General features: G+C 63.8%; 13 protein-coding genes and 1 tRNA gene. 5 read left to right on the top strand and 9 right to left on the bottom strand.

What is annotated here, in order from left to right; translation table 11 throughout:
• Positions 1-26 precede the first annotated feature (26 nt).
• A complete protein-coding gene (locus AAHE99_RS05720; RefSeq protein WP_342115323.1) occupies positions 27-563 on the top strand; it encodes a DUF2058 domain-containing protein in 537 nt (178 codons plus the stop codon).
• On the opposite strand, the gene AAHE99_RS05725 is transcribed toward AAHE99_RS05720, so the two are convergent.
• The gene (locus tag AAHE99_RS05725; protein WP_342115325.1) at positions 553-1,536 is read right to left on the bottom strand and encodes a cyanophycinase; all 984 of its coding nucleotides are present in this window, start codon (positions 1,534-1,536) and stop codon (positions 553-555) included. The genes AAHE99_RS05720 and AAHE99_RS05725 overlap by 11 nt on opposite strands.
• 63 nt (positions 1,537-1,599) lie before the next feature.
• Entirely contained in the window at positions 1,600-2,304 is a 705-nt protein-coding gene (locus tag AAHE99_RS05730) for a glutathione S-transferase N-terminal domain-containing protein (protein WP_342115328.1), read from the bottom strand.
• 181 nt (positions 2,305-2,485) lie between these two features.
• On the opposite strand from AAHE99_RS05730, the gene AAHE99_RS05735 reads away from it, so the two are divergent.
• From AAHE99_RS05735 to AAHE99_RS05745, 3 genes are all read left to right on the top strand, one after another.
• Positions 2,486-4,915: a penicillin acylase family protein gene (locus tag AAHE99_RS05735; protein ID WP_342115329.1), complete on the top strand. Its 2,430-nt coding sequence runs from the start codon at positions 2,486-2,488 to the stop codon at positions 4,913-4,915.
• A 46-nt stretch (positions 4,916-4,961) separates the two neighbouring features.
• Positions 4,962-6,161, top strand: coding sequence for a diguanylate cyclase domain-containing protein (locus AAHE99_RS05740; RefSeq protein WP_342115331.1), 1,200 nt, complete (start codon positions 4,962-4,964; stop codon positions 6,159-6,161).
• A gap of 74 nt (positions 6,162-6,235) precedes the next feature.
• A complete protein-coding gene (locus AAHE99_RS05745; protein ID WP_342115333.1) occupies positions 6,236-9,190 on the top strand; it encodes a ligand-binding sensor domain-containing diguanylate cyclase in 2,955 nt (984 codons plus the stop codon).
• Here AAHE99_RS05745 and rnk read toward each other — a convergent pair.
• The 3 genes from rnk to AAHE99_RS05760 form a co-directional block, all read right to left on the bottom strand.
• Positions 9,152-9,556, bottom strand: a complete 405-nt coding sequence (gene rnk / locus AAHE99_RS05750) for a nucleoside diphosphate kinase regulator (protein WP_342115335.1) — start codon at positions 9,554-9,556, stop codon at positions 9,152-9,154. The genes AAHE99_RS05745 and rnk overlap by 39 nt on opposite strands.
• 205 nt (positions 9,557-9,761) lie before the next feature.
• Positions 9,762-11,390, bottom strand: coding sequence for an FG-GAP-like repeat-containing protein (locus AAHE99_RS05755; RefSeq protein WP_342115337.1), 1,629 nt, complete (start codon positions 11,388-11,390; stop codon positions 9,762-9,764).
• Between the two features lie 51 nt (positions 11,391-11,441).
• Positions 11,442-12,326: a LysR family transcriptional regulator gene (locus AAHE99_RS05760; protein ID WP_342115339.1), complete on the bottom strand. Its 885-nt coding sequence runs from the start codon at positions 12,324-12,326 to the stop codon at positions 11,442-11,444.
• Positions 12,327-12,404: 78 nt separating this feature from the next.
• Here AAHE99_RS05760 and AAHE99_RS05765 point away from each other — a divergent pair, with 78 nt between their 5' ends.
• Positions 12,405-13,031 (top strand): LysE family translocator, encoded by a 627-nt coding sequence (locus tag AAHE99_RS05765; RefSeq protein ID WP_342115341.1) that lies wholly within the window; start codon positions 12,405-12,407, stop codon positions 13,029-13,031.
• Between the two features lie 14 nt (positions 13,032-13,045).
• Here AAHE99_RS05765 and AAHE99_RS05770 read toward each other — a convergent pair whose 3' ends face one another.
• The 4 genes from AAHE99_RS05770 to AAHE99_RS05785 all read right to left on the bottom strand — a co-directional run bounded on the left by AAHE99_RS05770 (position 13,046) and on the right by AAHE99_RS05785 (position 16,523).
• Positions 13,046-13,636, bottom strand: coding sequence for an outer membrane beta-barrel protein (locus tag AAHE99_RS05770; RefSeq protein WP_342115343.1), 591 nt, complete (start codon positions 13,634-13,636; stop codon positions 13,046-13,048).
• 253 nt (positions 13,637-13,889) lie between these two features.
• Positions 13,890-14,942, bottom strand: a complete 1,053-nt coding sequence (locus AAHE99_RS05775; protein WP_342115345.1) for a hypothetical protein — start codon at positions 14,940-14,942, stop codon at positions 13,890-13,892.
• 175 nt (positions 14,943-15,117) lie between these two features.
• Positions 15,118-15,193 (bottom strand) — tRNA-Phe (locus tag AAHE99_RS05780).
• A gap of 49 nt (positions 15,194-15,242) precedes the next feature.
• On the bottom strand, positions 15,243-16,523 hold the full coding sequence (locus AAHE99_RS05785) for an alpha-amylase family glycosyl hydrolase (protein ID WP_342115347.1): 1,281 nt from the start codon (positions 16,521-16,523) through the stop codon (positions 15,243-15,245).
• Between the last annotated feature and the right edge of the window lie 39 nt (positions 16,524-16,562).

A 16,562-nucleotide genomic window follows, 5' to 3' on the forward strand; every position in this document is an offset into this window, starting at 1 on the left:
ATCTATGGATACGCCGGAGTTTTAAAATGGTTTCGTTGCAAGAACAATTGATGAAAGCTGGCCTGGTTGACAAGAAAAAGGTCAACAAGGTGCAGCAGGAGAAGTCCAAGCAGTACAAGGAAGGGCTGCGCACTGGCGTGCAGGCCGTGGATGAAACCAAGGAAGCGGCGCTGGAGCTGCAGCGCAAGAATGCCGAGCGGGCGCGCGAGCTGAACGCCCAGCGCGACGCCGCCGCTGCGCAAAAAGCCCTGATGGCGCAAGTGCTGCAGATGGTGCAGCAGCACCGCCAGCCGAAAGGCAATGGCGACGTGGCCTACAACTACACGCTGGGCAGCAAGATCGACCGCATCTACGTCTCGAACGCGGTGCAGCAGCACCTGGTCAATGGCCGCCTGGTGATCGTGGTCCTGGACGGCAACGTGGAACTGGTGCCGCGCGTGGTCGCCGACAAGATCGCCGAACGCGCGCCGGAAGTGGTGGTGAACGTCAAGAAGGCCGCCACCGAGCCGGTCGAGGACGATCCATACGCCGACTACAAGATCCCGGACGACTTTACCTGGTAAGCAGCACGCCCTTATCGGCCGACAGCGTATAGTTCGCCGTCGCGCCGTCATAGCTTGCCCAGTTGCGCAGGTCGAAGCTGCCACCGCCAGCCATGCGCTGTGCTTTCAGGTTGAGGTAGGTCAGCGGCTGTTTCGGCTTGCACACCTGCGGCACGCCGACCGATTGGATGAACGTCACGGCGCCCAGCCCAACGCGCGTGCCTTTGCCATCCTCCACCAGCAAGGCGGTTTCGACATCGACCGCCAGCCCGCGCGCCATCGGCGCCCAGCCATCGTTGACAATGCGTGCCAGGAACGCCACGACACGCCCCAGCCGGTCGCGTGTATCGACGTGGGCGTCGGTGATCACGCTGCCCATATCCTGCAGGTTGAGAAAGTCGCGTTCAAGCGTCATGCGCCTGTCGTAGGGATTGGCCAGCGCCTCAGCGGAAGTAATGCTGCCGTTCAGCGCAGCGAAGCCGAAGCGGCCCATCACCGCCAGGCCGGCGCTGGTGCCGCCGACCGGGATATTGCGGTTGGCCAGTTCCTGGATCGCCGCCTGCACCGGCGTGCCTTGCCAGTAGTTGATGTAATCGGACTGGTCGCCGCCGGCGATGAACAGCGCTTCCGCGCCGCGAATGCGTTGCGCCACGAAGGGATCGTTGGCTGCTTCGCGGCTGGGGATGACCAGCGTCTCGACCGACTGCACGCCGCCCATGGCGTAGATATAGGGGTTATAGGCATCTGTGCCACGGCTGCGGATCACCACGAAATTGCCGCCGCCGCCTTTCTGGATCATCCAGGCGAAAGCCGCATCGACATCCGGTCCGCCGCCCATCAGCACCATACTGGGCTTGTTCGGCTGCGGCAGCACTACATTGGTGGCATTGCCCACCACATAGTGCTGGAAAGGCTTGCCCGCGTAGGCTGCGGGGGCTGCCAGCCAGGAGGCAAGCAGCAACAGGGTGGCGGCAAATCGTGTCAGGCGTTGCATGGCAATGCTCCTCAATGGTTGGCGGCAGCTGCCAACCATTGTACGCCTGACAAGTATCCCGGGTCAGCCCCGCGCCGGAATTTTGAGCCCGCGCGCAACAGCCGGGCGCTCCAGGAAGGCGGCCAGCACGCGCCGCACATTGGCGAACTTGTCGTAGCCCACCAGGTCGCCGGCGCCGTAGTGTTCCACCAGGTTGCGTACCCAGGGGAAGATGGCGATGTCGGCGATGCTGTACTCATCACCCATGACCCACTGGCGGCCGGCCAGGCGCTGGTCCAGGACGCCCAGCAGGCGCGCCGCTTCCGTCACGTAGCGGTCGCGCGGGCGTTTGTCCTCGAAAGCCTTGCCGGCGAATTTGTGGAAGAAGCCGACCTGGCCGAACATCGGGCCGATGCCGCCTTTCTGGAACATCAGCCACTGCAGGGTTTCGTAGCGCGCCGCCGGCTCGGCCGGCAGCAGCTGGCCGCTCTTTTCCGCCAGGTAGATCAGGATGGCGCCGGATTCGAACAGCGGCAGCGCTTTGCCGCCCGGACCATCGGGATCGATGATGGCCGGGATCTTGTTGTTCGGGTTCAGCGACAGGAATTCCGGCGACATCTGGTCGTTTTTCTCGAAGTCGACCAGGTGTGCCTCATAGGGCAGGCCAATCTCTTCCAGCATGATCGACACTTTGACGCCGTTCGGCGTGGCCAGCGAATACAGCTGCAGGCGGTCGGGATGTTGCGCGGGCCATTTGGCGTTGATAGGGAAATCGGTGATACCAGTCATGAAAATTCTGCTCGTGGTTGGAGAATGTCCACGATTATGCCGTCTTTTTTTAACTAGTGAACGAAGTGCTCAGGTTCTTGTTGTGTTGTCAGAAATGCATAGTATGATGGCCCGTCGGTTACCCCCAAACAAGCAGAAAAAGACAGGAGATAATGTGAGGAAAAGTAACTTATACCGTTTTTTGAAGTTAGTCCCCCTGGCCGTGCTGGCAGCCTGCGGCAGCAGCAGCGACGATGCGCCAGCGCCTACCGGCCCCACCACGACGCCGATTACAGGCACCAATTTCGTCGCTTCGATCCGCTACACCACCCATAATGTGCCGCATATCAAGGCCGCCAATTTCAAGGGCGCCGGTTACGGCTACGGCTATGCCTTCGCCAAGGACAATATCTGCCTGTACGCGGAGGAACTGGTCACCTTGCACGGTGAGCGCTCCAAGCATTTCGGCGGCACCGGCGGCTACCTGGGCCAGCTGGGCGATACGTTCCCGAACGTCGACTCCGATTTCTTCTACAAGCTGCTGTTTACGCCGGCGCTGGCAGCCAGGATCAAGGCCGCCTCCAGCCAGGACGCGCAGGACCTGACCTCCGGCTTCGTCGCGGGCTATAACCGCTACCTGAAGGAGACCCCCCCGGCCAGCCTGCCCGCCACCTGCCGCGGCGCCGCCTGGGTGGTGCCGATGACCGAAGACGATGCCTACCTGCGCTTCGCCCAGGCCGCTATGGCCGGCAGCTCGATGGCCTTCATTAAGGCGATCGGCTCGGCCCAGCCGCCAGGCCCGAAAGTCGCATCCGCCGCGCCGAAGCAGGCCAGGGCGCGCCTGCTGGCCGCCGCCGATTACACCCAGTCCTCGATCTTCCGCAATCTGCAGGCGCTGCACGAGCACACCATCGGCTCCAACGGTTTCGGCCTGGGCAAGGAAGTCACCCAGAACGGCAAGGGCATGGTGTTCGGCAACCCGCACTTCCCATGGTGGGGCGCGCTGCGCCTGAACCAACTGCACCTGACCGTCACCGGCAAAGGTTATGACGTGATGGGCGCCACCCTGCTGGGCGTGCCGATCCCGCTGATCGGCTTCAACGACAAGGTGGCCTGGACCCACACCTTCTCGACCGACAACCGCTTCACCCTGCGCTATCTCGCGCTCGACCCGACCAGCCCGACCCGCTACATCAAGGACGGCAAGCCGGTGGCGATGACGGCGGTGCCGCTGACCATCAGCGTCAAAGGCGCGGACGGTGCGGTCACCCCGCTTTCGCGCACCCTGTACACCACCGAGTACGGCCCGATGCTGATGGACAGTTCCTTCGCCTGGGGCAGCAGCACGGCCTTCGCGATCCAGGACGCCAACTACAGCAACTACAAGCTGATTGACCAGGTGATCCTGAACGGCAAAGCCACCAGCGTGGATACCCTGCGTGAAGCGTCGGCCACCCATACCGCGCTGCCGTGGGTGAACACCATGGCGGCGGACAAGGCCGGCGACGCGTTGTACGCCAACTACTCGGTGGCGGCCAATGTGCAGGATCCGCAACTGGCCGCCTGCGTCCCGGGCCGGGCCCAGGGCGCGCCGTTCCAGGACATCATGGCCTCCACCGGCGTGGTGGTGATGGCGGGCACCACCGCAGCCTGCGACTATGCGGGCGCCATCGGCGCTGCCCAGCGTCCATGGGTCAAGCGCAGCGACTACATCGTGAACGCCAACGACAGCCACTGGTGGCCAACGGTCGGCAAGTTCCTCACCGGCTATCCGAAGATCATCGCCACCGGTCCCAATGCCGAAGGCATGCCGCAGAACAACCGTACCCGTACCGGCCACGCCATGGTGCGCGACCGCCTGGCCAGCGCGGACGGCCTGACGGGCAACCGCTTCACCATGGCCAACCTGCAGCAGCTGTACCTGCAAGCGCGCTTCTTCAAGGCGCAGAAATGGCTGCCGGAATTCACCGCCGCCTGCCTGGCTTCCACGTCGGCCAGCGCTGCGGCCAAGGATGCCTGCACGGTGCTGAAGGACTGGGACAAGACCCATGCGCCAAACAGCGCCGGCGCCATCCTGTTCTATGAGCTGTATGCGGGACTGGGCGAGCTGAATGCGGCGTCCTGGTGGAGCGTGCCTTACGACCCGGCCGACCCGCTGGAAACCCCGCGCGGCGCCGCAGCCGCCAGCGTGCCGGCCGCCCTGGCCAAGCTGGAAGCGCTGGTCGCCGGCAGCCAGTTCGACACCGCCGCCAAGCGCCGCACCACGCCGGCCGCGGTGCAGACCGTGTCGCGCCCGGACGGCGCCCTGCCGATCCCGGGCGGCCGCTACACCTTCAACAACTGGCGCGGCGTGCGCAACGAGATCTATCCGGGCATCGTGATCTATACGGCGGACTCGAAGACCAATGCTGGCGCCTACGGCAACAGCTATATCCAGTTCGTGACCTGGGACGACGGCGGGGCCCCGCAGGCGGAAGGCATCCTGACCTACAGCCAGTCGTCGGACCCGGACAGCCCGTACTTCAGCGACCAGACCAAGCTGTATGCCAAAGGACAGTGGGCCAAGCTGCCATACACCGAGGCGCAAATCACGGGCGATCCGAACTATAAGGTGATCGACATCTCCGAATAAGCTTCCAACGCCACCTCCGGGTGGCGTTTTACTGTATCCTCAAGGCATGACTGATGCATTACAGCGCCTGCCCGAGCTGCTCCTGGACGCCGTTTTCCTCGTAGAAGAGGATGGGCGCATAGCCTTTGTCAACCCTGCCTGCCATGCCATCTTTGATTACAAGCCGGAAGAGATGATTGGTCGTTATGTGCTGGAGTTCATCCATCCCGACGACAAGGCCCGCACTGTGGCGGAAATGGGACATGTGCGCGACGGCAAGCCGCGCCTGGGTTTCGAAAACCGCTACCTGCGCAAGGATGGCGGCGTAGCTCACATCATGTGGTCGGCCCGCTGGTCGCCGGAAGACCGCCTGCGCATCGGCGTCGCGCGCGATATCAGCCGCCGCAAGCGCGCCGAGGAGCGCCAGGCTGGCATGCTGGCCCTGGCCACCGCCGCCCACAGCGCGGAAATGCTGCCGGAGCTGTTCCGCAGTTTCCACGAGATCCTGCAGGACTTGCTGCCAGTGTGCGGCATGATGGTGGTGCTGCAGCCCGGCGAGCGGGTGGTGTATGCCAGTAGCCCGGCCGGCACCGCACCGTCGCGAACCCAGGGCTGGCACCACGTGTCGCTGACCGCGCCGGGCATGCTGTTTGGCGAAATGCAGCTGGACCTGGGCCGCTCCGGCAGCCTGACTGCCGAGGAACTCGATTTACTGGAATTTACCGCCGGCCAGGCCGGCGCCGTGATCGAGCGGCTGGCGCTGCATGCCGACCTGGCCCACGCCGCCCGCTACGATGAGCTGACCGGCTTGCCGAACCGCCGCCTGTTCCAGGACCGTATCCTGTCCGCCATCGCGCGCTGCCGCCGCGGCCAGTCGCGCGGTGCGCTGTTGTTTATCGACCTGGACGACTTCAAGCAGGTCAACGACCAGCATGGCCATATGGCGGGCGACCAGCTGCTGCAATCGATCGCGCGCCGCATCACCTCCTGCGTCCGCGAAGCCGATACCGTGGCGCGCATCGGCGGCGACGAGTTCGTGGCCCTGCTTGAGAACGTGCCCAACCTGGAGCAGGCCGAAGCCGTGGCCGGCAAGATCCAGCAAGTGATTTCCACCCCGCTGGTGCTGGGCGGCTGCACGCTCGTGCCGCACGCCAGCATCGGCATCGCCCTGTATCCCGAACACGGCGAAGTGATCGACCAGCTGATGCGGCATGCCGACCAGGCCATGTACGCCTGCAAAGCCGCCCGCAAAGCCGCCGAAGCGTAAAAACTGGTTAAAATGTCATCCTTTTGTACCGAATAATTACAATGGGTATTCTGTCGCGTACAGCGGGTGCAGTCATGGCATGGGCCTTCCTGGCGGCGAGCGCTCCGGCGGCGCCGGCCGCCGCACCTCTGCTGGGCGCCACGCCCGACCGCGCGCTGAGCCAGTACCGGCTGGACGGCTGGCAGGTCGAGCAGGGCTTGCCGCAGAATGCCGTGTCGGCCCTGGTGCATGCCAGCGACGGCTACCTGTGGGTCGGTACGCTGGCCGGCCTGGTGCGCTTTGACGGCAACCGCTTCACCAGCTTTGAGGTGGCCGAGTCGGCCGACATTGCCGCGCAGCCGGTGCTGGGCCTGATGGAGGACGCCCAGCACAACCTGTGGATCGGCCATAACAAGGGCGCCGCCATTTACCGCGACGGCAAGTTCCGCCAGATGTTTTCGGCCGGCCTGCTGGGCGACCAGCGCGTGTGGAGCTTTGCCCAGGCGCCCGACGGCGCGGTGTGGGCCGCCACCAGCAATGGCCTGGTGCGCTGGGACAAGGGCGTGGCGCGCTACTTCCGCCAGGCCGACGGCCTGCCCACCGACCGCCTGCGCGCGGTAGCATTCGACCGCGACGGCGTGCTGTGGATCGCCAGCTCCGGCGGCGGCCTGATTTCCTATAGCGGCGGGCGCTTCCGCGTCTACAACCCCGACAACGGTTTCCCACACTTGCAGGTGCGTTCGGTGCTGGCCGATCCGGCCGGCGGCGTCTGGGCTGCCACCGCCGGCGGCGGCCTGGCGCGCGTACTGGGCGAGCGCATCAAGGTGTACACCGTGGCCGACGGCCTGCCGACCGACCAGCTGACCGCACTGACGCGCGACCCGCAAGGCACGCTATGGGTCGGCACCTGGGGCAGCGGCGTGGTGCGCATGGTGGGTGAACGTTTCAGCGCCATCGCCAGCAATGGCGGCCTGGCGGGCGACCATATCTGGTCGCTGCTGGCCGACCGCGAAGGCAGCATGTGGGTCGGCACCTGGGTCAGCGGCCTGGCGCGCCTGCGCAGCCGGCCGTTTTCCGTGGTGGGCATGCCGGAAGGCCTGTCGCACGACAATGTGCGCGCCATCCTGCCGGCGCGCAATGGCGTGACGTGGGTGGCGACGGCGGGCGGCGGCTTGAACCGGATCGACGCCAACGGCATCCGCGTGTTGGGCAAACAGGCCGGCCTGCCGAGCGAAGAGATTTCCAGCCTGCTGGAGGAGGCCGACGGCACGCTGTGGATCGGCACCTACACCAACGGCGTGGCGCGCCTGCGCGAGGGCAAGGTCACGGTGTTCGACACGCCGCAAGGCTTGCCCAGCTCCGACGTGCGGGTGCTGTACCAGGACCGCCAGGGCGTGCTGTGGGCCGGTACCCAATCGGGCGTGGCGCGCCTGGCCGGCAAACAGTTCGAGGCGCTGCGTGCGGCCGGCGCTCCCAGCGGGGTAGTGTCGTCCATCCTGCAGGACCGCGCCGGCACGCTGTGGCTTGGCACCGCCGGCGAAGGGCTGGTGCGCTACCGCGATGGCGTGTTCAAGACCATGACCGCAGCCGACGGCCTGCTGTCGAACTGGATCATGTCGCTGTACGAGGATGCCAGCGGCACGCTGTGGATCGGCAGTAATGGCGATGGCCTGAACCGCCTGCGCGGCGAGCACCTGGGCCGTATCCGCCCGGCCGACGGCCTGTGGGACGGCACCTGCCTCAGCATCCTGGAGGACCGCGACGGCTACCTGTGGATGACCACCAACCGCGGTTTCTACCGCGTGGCGCGCAGCGAGCTCGATGCCTTCGCCGAAGGCAAGCTGGCGCGCGTGCGTTCGGCAGGTTTCGGCCCGGCCGACCTGATGCGCAGCACCACTTTTGCCGGCGGCCTGCAGCCGACCAGCGCGCTCGATAGCGCGGGCAACCTGCTGCTGCCGTCGGCCAAGGGCGTGGTCACGGTCGACCCGCGCCGCCTGCCCGATTCGGCGCGGCCGCCGCAGGTGGTGCTGCAAAGTATTACCGTGAACGGCGCCGTGCAGGCGGCGGCAGCGGAACTGCAGCTGCCACCGGGCCCGCTGACCGTATCGATCCAGTACAACGCCACGAATTTGATGAATGCGGAGCGGGTGCGCTTCCGCTACCAGCTGGAAGGCCTGGCGCGCGACTGGATCGATGTCGGGCCAAACCGCGTGGTGACCTTCCCGGCACTGGCGCACGGCAATTACCGCTTCCGCGTGGTGGCCAGTATCGACGGCCAGCGCTGGAGCGATGCCGGCAGCGCGATGTCCCTGCGCGTGCCGCCGTACTTCTACCAGACCCGCTGGTTTGCCGTGCTGCTGGCGCTGGCCACCATGGGCGCGGCATATGGCCTGTACCGCTTGCGGGTACGCCACCTGCGCCGGCGCCAGGCCGAAATGGAGCGCCTGGTGGCGGAAAAGACGGAAGCGCTGAAGCAGGCCAACGAGCATCTCTCGCGCCTGTCTTTTGTGGATGCGCTGACCGGCCTGGCCAACCGCCGCCGCTTCGACGACGCGCTGCGCGACGAATGGCAGCGCGCCGCGCGCAACGGCGCCCCGCTGGCGCTGGTGATCTGCGATATCGACTATTTTAAGGATTACAACGACGCGCTGGGCCACCAGGAGGGCGACCGCTGCCTGGCGGCGGTGGCCTCGGTGTTCCAGCACCATGTGCGGCGCGGCGGCGACCTGGCGGCGCGCTACGGCGGCGAGGAGTTCGTCTTCTTGTGCGCCAACACCGAACTGCACGGCGCGCTGGCCATTGCCGAAGAGCTGCGCGCCGCCTGCGCCGGGCTGGCGATCCCGCACCCGGCTTCCGCCGTGGCGCCGGTGATCACCCTCAGCCTGGGTGTCGCCGTATGCCAGCCGGCGCGCGGCGAGCCGCTCGAAGCGCTGGTGCAGCAGGCCGATGCCGCGCTGTACTGCGCCAAGCGCGAAGGCCGCAATCGCGTGTGCGGCCCGGCCGGCGCGCCATCAGCGGAAGTACTCGCCAGCCCGCTCGGGCTGGTATAACACCTCCAGCAGGCGCACCTGCACCAGCTGGCCGTCCGGACGCGGCCAGCTGATGCTGTCGCCCACGGACAGGCCGAGCAAGGCGCTGCCGACCGGCGTCAGGACGGAAATGCCGTCCTCCAGCTGCGGCATGTCTCTGGGGTAGGCCAGGGTCAGGCAGCGCTGCTCGCGCGAGCCTTCGATTTCAAAGCGCACGGTGGAATTCATCGTCACCACGTCGGGCGGCATGTCTTGCGGCGCGCGGATATCGGCGCGCGCCAGTTCATCGAGCAGGGCGCGGCTGGCAGCGTCGCCGGGACGCGCGGTGCCGAACAGGGCTTCCAGCCGTTCGGCGTCGAGCGATGAAATGGTGATGTGGGGTTGCATGGGTACTCTCCTGGTTGTCCGTTCAGATGGGTGCTGGGCGGCTCGGTGAGGCGAGGGTGGCCGGAGCGGATCCGGCCCAGGCCTCACCGAGCCCGGAAAAGCCAGGTAATGACAGGCGTGCGCGCAGCGCTCCCCGGCAGGGAGGCGGCATTGGGTTGCGCAGCAATGGCGGCCATGGTCATCATGGCCGCGAGTATAGCGTGGTTTAGTTTTTCAGGTTGCGCGACATCACGATGCCGTAGTTGTAGCTGTCGAATATGATGTCCGGCATGCCGTCGCCGTCCATGTCGCCGACCGCGATGTTGGGCGGATATAAGGTCTCGAACATCGGCATCCGCAATTGGTGCGAGAACTCCAGCGCGAAATTCGGACCGACCGAAACGATGGCAAACATGGCGTTACCGACCACGAACAGGTCGGGAACTTTGTCGCCATCAACGTCCTGCACCGAGAACACCAATGCATCGTGGCCAAGCGAAGCCTGGAACACTTTATCCAGTCCACCGCCGGCACGGCGGTTGAAGGCGAGCGTGTATTGCTCGGTATTGGAACCGTCGGCCAGCATGCCGGCAAAGACCAGCTCGGGCTTGCCATCGCGATTGATGTCGGCGACCTTCATGCTACGGCAATAGTTGATGTTGATGTTGCTGCAGAAGCCCGCCGTTTCATTGGTCAACGCGCTATTCAGGGTGAATGCTGCGGCTGCGCCCTGGGAGAAGATCAGCAGCTCGCTGGTCAACGGACCGGTAGCCGGCTTGGCGAACACGCGGTTGACGATCAATTCGCGCTTGCCATCCTGGTCGAAATCGGCGCTCGCGATTTCGTAATTGCCGGCGGCCATTGGAACAGGCGACAGCGCTGTGAAGCCCTGCGCGCCGCCGCGCAAGACCTGGAAGCCGCCAGTCACCTGGTCGACTGCGTCGGGCGAGCTGCCGATCAGGTCAGTCTTGCCGTCGCCGTCGATATCGACCGCCATCAGGGTCTGGGTGTACTTCGTTGCGACAAACGCGCTGGCCACGTATTTGCCGTCCGCGCCGGCCTTGAAGATGCGGATGCCGGATTGGGTATCACCCTCGCCCGCGCGGTACTCGGGCACCAGCAGTTCCGGCTTGCTGTCGCCGTCGATATCCAGCGCGATCAGGTTGTTGACGTACTTGGCGTAGCCGGTCTGGTCGGCAATCAATTCAAGCGTCTGGAACTTGTCCATTCCACCGCTGGCGTTCTGCAGGTAGATGTTGAGCCGGTAGCCGTTTGCCGCCGGCAGGTCGGAGCGCCCAAGTGCGGCCAGTTCCACCAGGTCAGGTCGGGCATCGCTGTTGATGCTGGCGATGACGATGCGCGGCAGGTTGTTCCCGTAGACGGTGCGGTCAACAGGCACCAGTTCCTTCGATTCATACTCCGCCATGACGGTCTTGAATTTCAGGATGTAGTCGCTTTTCAGCATGCTGCCATCAGCGGCGCTGGCGCCAGCCTTGATGGTCAGACGGTATTCGGTCTTGTAGCGCAAGCGAGCCGCTGGCGTAATGGTGATTGCCTGGCCGGCAATCTCGCTGCTGAACGGGACATTGTTCACACCGTCGCTGAGTTGCACGTTGCTGGCGCCCAAACCATTGGCGCCAAGGGGGGCATTGAAGGAAATTGTGAGCCTGGCGCTGGTTGCCACGGCTTTGGCGCCGTCGGGAATGTTGGAGAGGGTGACCTCCAGGGCTTTGGCCGGTACCGGCGTACCGCCGGTGTTATTGCTTGGATTGCTGCTTGTCCCGCCGCCGCCGCCGCCGCAGGCCGCCAGGACGGCGGCAATGAATAGCATCAGCGCTGCTTTTACGATTCCCATGGATCTCCTTATCTGTGTGATGGATAGTTGGTTGTCAAATTGTAAAGCAAATCAGGCGCCGAAGCGCTCGACAACGAACTCGACGAAGCTGGCCAGCTTGGGCGTTGACTGGCGGTCGCGCGGGTAGATCAGGTGCATCGGGCGCGGCACCGGCCAGTAGGGGCGCAGAATAGGCACCAGGCGGCCGCGCGCAATCTCGTCGGCCAGCACGGCGTCGGCCTGCATCACGATGCCGAGGCCGGCCACGGCGGCCAGGCGCAGCGCCTCGCCATTGTTTGAGCGCATGCGGCACACCGGCGCAGTGCCGCCGGATTCTCCCAAGGCACCCAGGCGCCAGCGCGCATCGTGGCGCCAGTGCGAGAAATCCAGGCAGCGGTGCTGCGCCAGCTGGTCCGGCGTTTGCGGGGTGCCGTGCTGCGCCAGGTAGCCGGGGGCGGCGCAGACGATCATCTGCAGCGGCGCCAGGGGCCGCGCCACCATTGAGGAATCCTTGAGCGGGCCAATGCGGATTACCGCATCCAGTCCTTCCTCCACCACATCGGCCAGGCGGTTCGACAAGTCCAGGTCGAGGTTCACTTCGGGATAGCGGGCCAGGTACTCGGCCATGGCGGGCGCCAGGCACTGGCTGCCGAAAGCGGCCGGCGCGCTGACTTTCAGGGTGCCGCGTGGTGTGGTGCGCATCGCCAGCGCGCCCGTCTCGGCGGCCTGCACCAGTTGCAGGATATGGCGGCACTGCTCGGCATATTGTTCGCCGATTTCACTGAGGCGCTGGCTGCGCGTGGTCCGGTGCAGCAGGCGCGCCCCGACCAGTTGCTCCAGCGCCGCCACGTGCTTGCTGACCATCACGGTGGACATGTCGAGCGTGCGCGCGGCAGCGCTGAAGCTGCCGCAGTCGACCACCCGCACGAAGACTTCCATGCTGCGCATCTTGTCCATCGATTGTTAAGCTGGAGTTAAAGATCTTATTAATTTTATAGGATTTTTAATTCCTTCTGCTGGCTCGATACTGGCGGCATGATGACTTTCTCTCTTTGGCTGGCCTTCCTGGCCCTGGCCCTCGCCACCACCTTCAGCCCTGGCCCGGCGGTATTGCTGGCCGTCTCCAGCACCCTCGAACTGGGGCCGCGCCGCGCGGCGTTTGGCTCCGCCGGTAATGCGGTTGGCGTGTTCCTCGTGGCTTGCGTTGCCGTCGGCGGGGTAGGGGTGCTGCTCAAGGCGTGGCCGTCCGCATTCGCCGTGCTGAAGCTGGGTGGCGCGTGCTACCTTGGCTGGCTGGGCGTCCAGCAATGGCGCCGCGCAGGCCGCGGCGGCAGTGTCGCCATGGCAGCCGCAGCGGAAGGCGGCAGCCGCCTGCTGGTATTCCGGCGCGGCATGCTGGTCGCCTGCAGCAATCCCAAAGCCATCCTGTTTTTTGCTGCGGTGTTCCCGCAATTCATGCCGGCCGGCGCGATTGCCATCGGCCGCTTCCTGCTGCTCAGCCTGACCTTTGTCTGCTGCACCCTGCTGGCGCACACCGCCTACATCGGACTGGCCGCAACTGCGGGCCCGCGCATGCTGGCCGGCCCGCGGATGGCCGGCTTACAGCGCGGCATGGCCGTGCTGCTTATCTGCCTGGCCATCGCCATGGCGCTGCTCAGCTGACGCGCCTGCTGTATTTAGAAGTAGAAGTTGCCGGAGATGCCGACCTGGTTGGCTTTCACTTCAGCGCCGTTGGATTTGGCTTCCAGCTTTTCGTTCACGAAGCGTACTTTCAGGCTGTACTGAGGCGAGAACATGTATTCGGCCTCCACCACACTGCTCAGCGTGTTGTCGAACTTGACGTCGCGGATGTCGGCCGCGCCGCTGCCGCTCAGTTTGGCACCAGTGACGTAGCGCAGGCCGGTACCGATCTTCCAGTTCTGGTCGATATGGTAGAAGGCCAGGGCTTCGATCGGGAAGCGCTGGAATTTCAGGCTGCCGTTCTCGGCGGTCTGGTCGTCGATGTGGAAGTTCACGCTGGTTTGCGCGGAGAACTGCTGGTTGATGCGGAAATCGACGCCGGCGGTGAAGTACACGCCACCGCCGGCTTTGATATTGACGCTATCGCCGTTGGTGTAGTGGGCGGTCGCCAGCTTGTCGCCGCCGCCGGTGGCGCCAATGCCAACGAAACCGCTGACAGTCTTGACTGGCAGAGGGGTTGCTACGGATTGGGCTTGGGCGGAGGCCGCGAGGGCCAAGGCAACACAGGCGAATACTGCTTTTTTCATGCTGAAGTACTGGTAAGTGAGAAAGGGCGGGAGGTTAGCATAAAGATAGTCGCCCAAAATGCGCCAATTCTCACGCGCCGTCGCAGCCGAGGTCCAACGAGGCGCGAAACGAAAAACGCCGACCACAAGGGTCGGCGTTTTCACTTTTTATTCTTGGTGGCCCGGGGCGGAATCGAACCACCGACACAAGGATTTCAAGACAAGGTTTCCCGAGTATTTAACGGTCGAGCGCAATGGCGAATTAGCTAGTCCGTCAAAGCGGAAACTGGATTTCTGACTGATTGTCTCGTACCCGCTGCGCACCGTGGAAACGTAGCAGTAATGGGGCCACGTAGGAGGCCAGCGCAACGGAACTGATGTGTTGTTGTAGGTAATGTCCGAGCGAACCTGGCGGCGCGGCGTTGCGCGAAGTTCCTACGGGAACCTTGCGACCTGCGAAATGGGTCAGAACTCCGGCAATCTGTGCATTGGTGATAAGTGCACGCGTTCCTGAGCCAAATGTAATGAGATATCCGCCATCGGGCGTGATTTCAAAGGCGAACTGAGAGCGTGCGGCCCAAGTTGGCATTATCTCCATAGGCTCGCCGACCCGCATTCTACGTGGAAACTTGACTGGTGTACTGGCTTCAAGCCGCTTCCCAAGCTGAAAATATTTCATGTCAACAAGACGACCGAAAGCGCCATGCCTGACTAACCAAAGTATCTCTCCCTCCAACATGGTGCCCAAAGGGAGAGCCGTACGAACTTCGACGGCCATCAATGCCCACAGGTCGAGAAGACGCAGTGCTGCAGGCGCGTTGGCATCTTCTGGGATCTTTTCCGATAAGCGTGTCCAGCCCGGAAAACCCTGCGCGACAAGAGCTTCGCGTACTCGACTATCGGGTGCTGGGCCGAGCCCGGTAAGCAGCATGAGCATCTTGAGAGGATAGAGCACATTTGTTGTCACTGGCGAGAAGACACGTTGTGCGAACACATGCAACAAGTGGATTGCCTCTATGTGGTAGCTCGAGCTAATTGCCGAATTCCGCCACTGACCGACCAAGCGACGTTGTCGCGTACACATACGCCGCACGTCTTCATCAGCCAGCAGCGCTTCAAAATCACTGACAGGGCCAAGCTTAGGCGCTCGGCGCATACCAGCACCGTACACGCGAAGGCAGTGACGTAGCAGCATGGCAGACTGCTTAATTTCTTCGGCGGAGCCGCTTCGATCTTCGGAAATATAGCTGGTTGCAGCCCAGACGTCATGAAACAACCGAGTATAGCTAGGCTGCTCAAGACAAAATTCTTGGCAAAGATCAATCATTTTTGCGCAGTGTATGTCGAAATCTAAGCTAAGCGTATATAGAATTCAAAAAGTTTGCAAATAGTAGTTGATACTGGTGCGGAAGGCCCTTAACTTGTGGACCGAGTACGACGATTTTCCGGTGCCGGAAACAAAAACGCCGACCACAAGGGTCGGCGTTTTCACTTTTTATTCTTGGTGGCCCGGGGCGGAATCGAACCACCGACACAAGGATTTTCAGTCCTCTGCTCTACCAACTGAGCTACCAGGCCAAGGCGCGCAATTATAGCAGAGGGATTTTCTGTTTGCCAAGGCTTGATTTTATGGCATCAGTTTCCAGCTCCAGGGCGCCAGCTCGCCGCCGGTGTACTTCTGCGTTTCACCGGACAGGTTGACGGCGACCTGCACCGCATTGCCATCTTTCTGGCGGCGGAATTCGAATACCTTGTCGTTGCCGGAGTCGAGCACCTGCACCGGGCCGCCGAACTGGCCGGCTGCCAGGGCGGGGTTGGCTTTCTTGAACTGCATCAGCCGCGTGTAGAAGCTTTCCAGCTCATAGGTTTTCCACGGGATCGGGTCTTTCTGGAAAAATTCCAGGCGCTTCTCGAGCCGCGCCTCCTGGCCGTTGTAGACCAGCGGCATGCCGGGCAGGGTGAAGGTCAGCACCGCCATGGCCTGGTAGGCCGGGCCGTACATTTCCTTGTCGGTGCCTTGCCAGGAGTTGAAATCGTGGTTGCTGGTGAAGCGCATGCGGTAGGCGCTGGCGGGGTAGGCGGTGGGCGGGCGCTCCACCCATTCCTTCAGCGCGCGGGCATCGGCCTGGCCTTTGGCGATCTTTTGCAGCACTTCGGTCAGGTCCCAGCCGTAAGTCATGTCGAAGGCCTGCTCGTGCAGCTCGGGCTCGGCCGCTTCGGCCAGCATGAACATCGGCTTGATCCTGTCCAGCTCCACGCGCGCCTTGTTCCAGAAAGCGGTCGGCAGCAGGTGGGCGGCGTCGCAGCGGAAGCCGTCGATATCGGCTTCGCGCACCCAGAACGCCATGGCGTCGATCATGCCGTCCCACAGCGCCTTGTTGTTGAAGTCCAGGCCCACCACATCGGTCCAGTATTCCGGCTCGGGGCCGTTGGTGTAGGTGACCGGATACATCTGGCCGTTGTCGTTCTTCTTGTACCAGTCCGGATGCTGCTTGACCCAGGGGTTGTCCCAGGCGGTGTGGTTGGCGACCCAGTCGAGGATCACCTTCATGTCCATGGCATGCGCCTGTTTCACCAGCGCTTTCAGGTCGGCCATGCTGCCGAATTCCGGGTTCACCGCCTTGTAGTTGGCGGAGGCGTAGTAGCTGCCCAGCTTACCTTTGCGGTTCTTCTTGCCGATCGGGTGCACCGGCATCAGCCAGATGATGTCCACCCCCATGCGTTTCAGGCGCGGCAAGTCGGCGGTGAAAGCTTTCAGGGTGCCTTGCTGGCTGTACTGGCGCAGGTTCACTTCGTAGATCGTGGCATTACGCGTCCACGGCAAGTGTTCGTTGGCGGGATTGGCGTGGGCCAGCGGCAGGCTGGCGGACAGCGCAAGCAGCAGGGCGGCAAGGCGGGTAGGGCGCATGGGCAAGACCTTTCCAGTCGGGGAGAGTGGCCATATTAC

The sequence above is a fragment of the Pseudoduganella sp. OTU4001 genome (genome assembly GCF_038440195.1).
Lineage (GTDB): Bacteria > Pseudomonadota > Gammaproteobacteria > Burkholderiales > Burkholderiaceae_D > Rugamonas.

What these genes read in the sequence shown, in the direction of transcription:
- AAHE99_RS05765 (WP_342115341.1), top strand. Translation starts at nt 12,405, where the DNA reads ATGATGACTTTCTCTCTTTGGCTGGCCTTCCTGGCCCTGGCCCTCGCC.
- AAHE99_RS05725 (WP_342115325.1), bottom strand. Translation starts at nt 1,536, where the DNA reads ATGCAACGCCTGACACGATTTGCCGCCACCCTGTTGCTGCTTGCCTCC.
- AAHE99_RS05745 (WP_342115333.1), top strand. Translation starts at nt 6,236, where the DNA reads ATGGCATGGGCCTTCCTGGCGGCGAGCGCTCCGGCGGCGCCGGCCGCC.
- AAHE99_RS05720 (WP_342115323.1), top strand. Translation starts at nt 27, where the DNA reads ATGGTTTCGTTGCAAGAACAATTGATGAAAGCTGGCCTGGTTGACAAG.
- AAHE99_RS05770 (WP_342115343.1), bottom strand. Translation starts at nt 13,636, where the DNA reads ATGAAAAAAGCAGTATTCGCCTGTGTTGCCTTGGCCCTCGCGGCCTCC.
- AAHE99_RS05775 (WP_342115345.1), bottom strand. Translation starts at nt 14,942, where the DNA reads ATGATTGATCTTTGCCAAGAATTTTGTCTTGAGCAGCCTAGCTATACT.
- rnk (WP_342115335.1), bottom strand. Translation starts at nt 9,556, where the DNA reads ATGCAACCCCACATCACCATTTCATCGCTCGACGCCGAACGGCTGGAA.
- AAHE99_RS05760 (WP_342115339.1), bottom strand. Translation starts at nt 12,326, where the DNA reads ATGGACAAGATGCGCAGCATGGAAGTCTTCGTGCGGGTGGTCGACTGC.
- AAHE99_RS05755 (WP_342115337.1), bottom strand. Translation starts at nt 11,390, where the DNA reads ATGGGAATCGTAAAAGCAGCGCTGATGCTATTCATTGCCGCCGTCCTG.
- AAHE99_RS05785 (WP_342115347.1), bottom strand. Translation starts at nt 16,523, where the DNA reads ATGCGCCCTACCCGCCTTGCCGCCCTGCTGCTTGCGCTGTCCGCCAGC.
- AAHE99_RS05740 (WP_342115331.1), top strand. Translation starts at nt 4,962, where the DNA reads ATGACTGATGCATTACAGCGCCTGCCCGAGCTGCTCCTGGACGCCGTT.
- AAHE99_RS05730 (WP_342115328.1), bottom strand. Translation starts at nt 2,304, where the DNA reads ATGACTGGTATCACCGATTTCCCTATCAACGCCAAATGGCCCGCGCAA.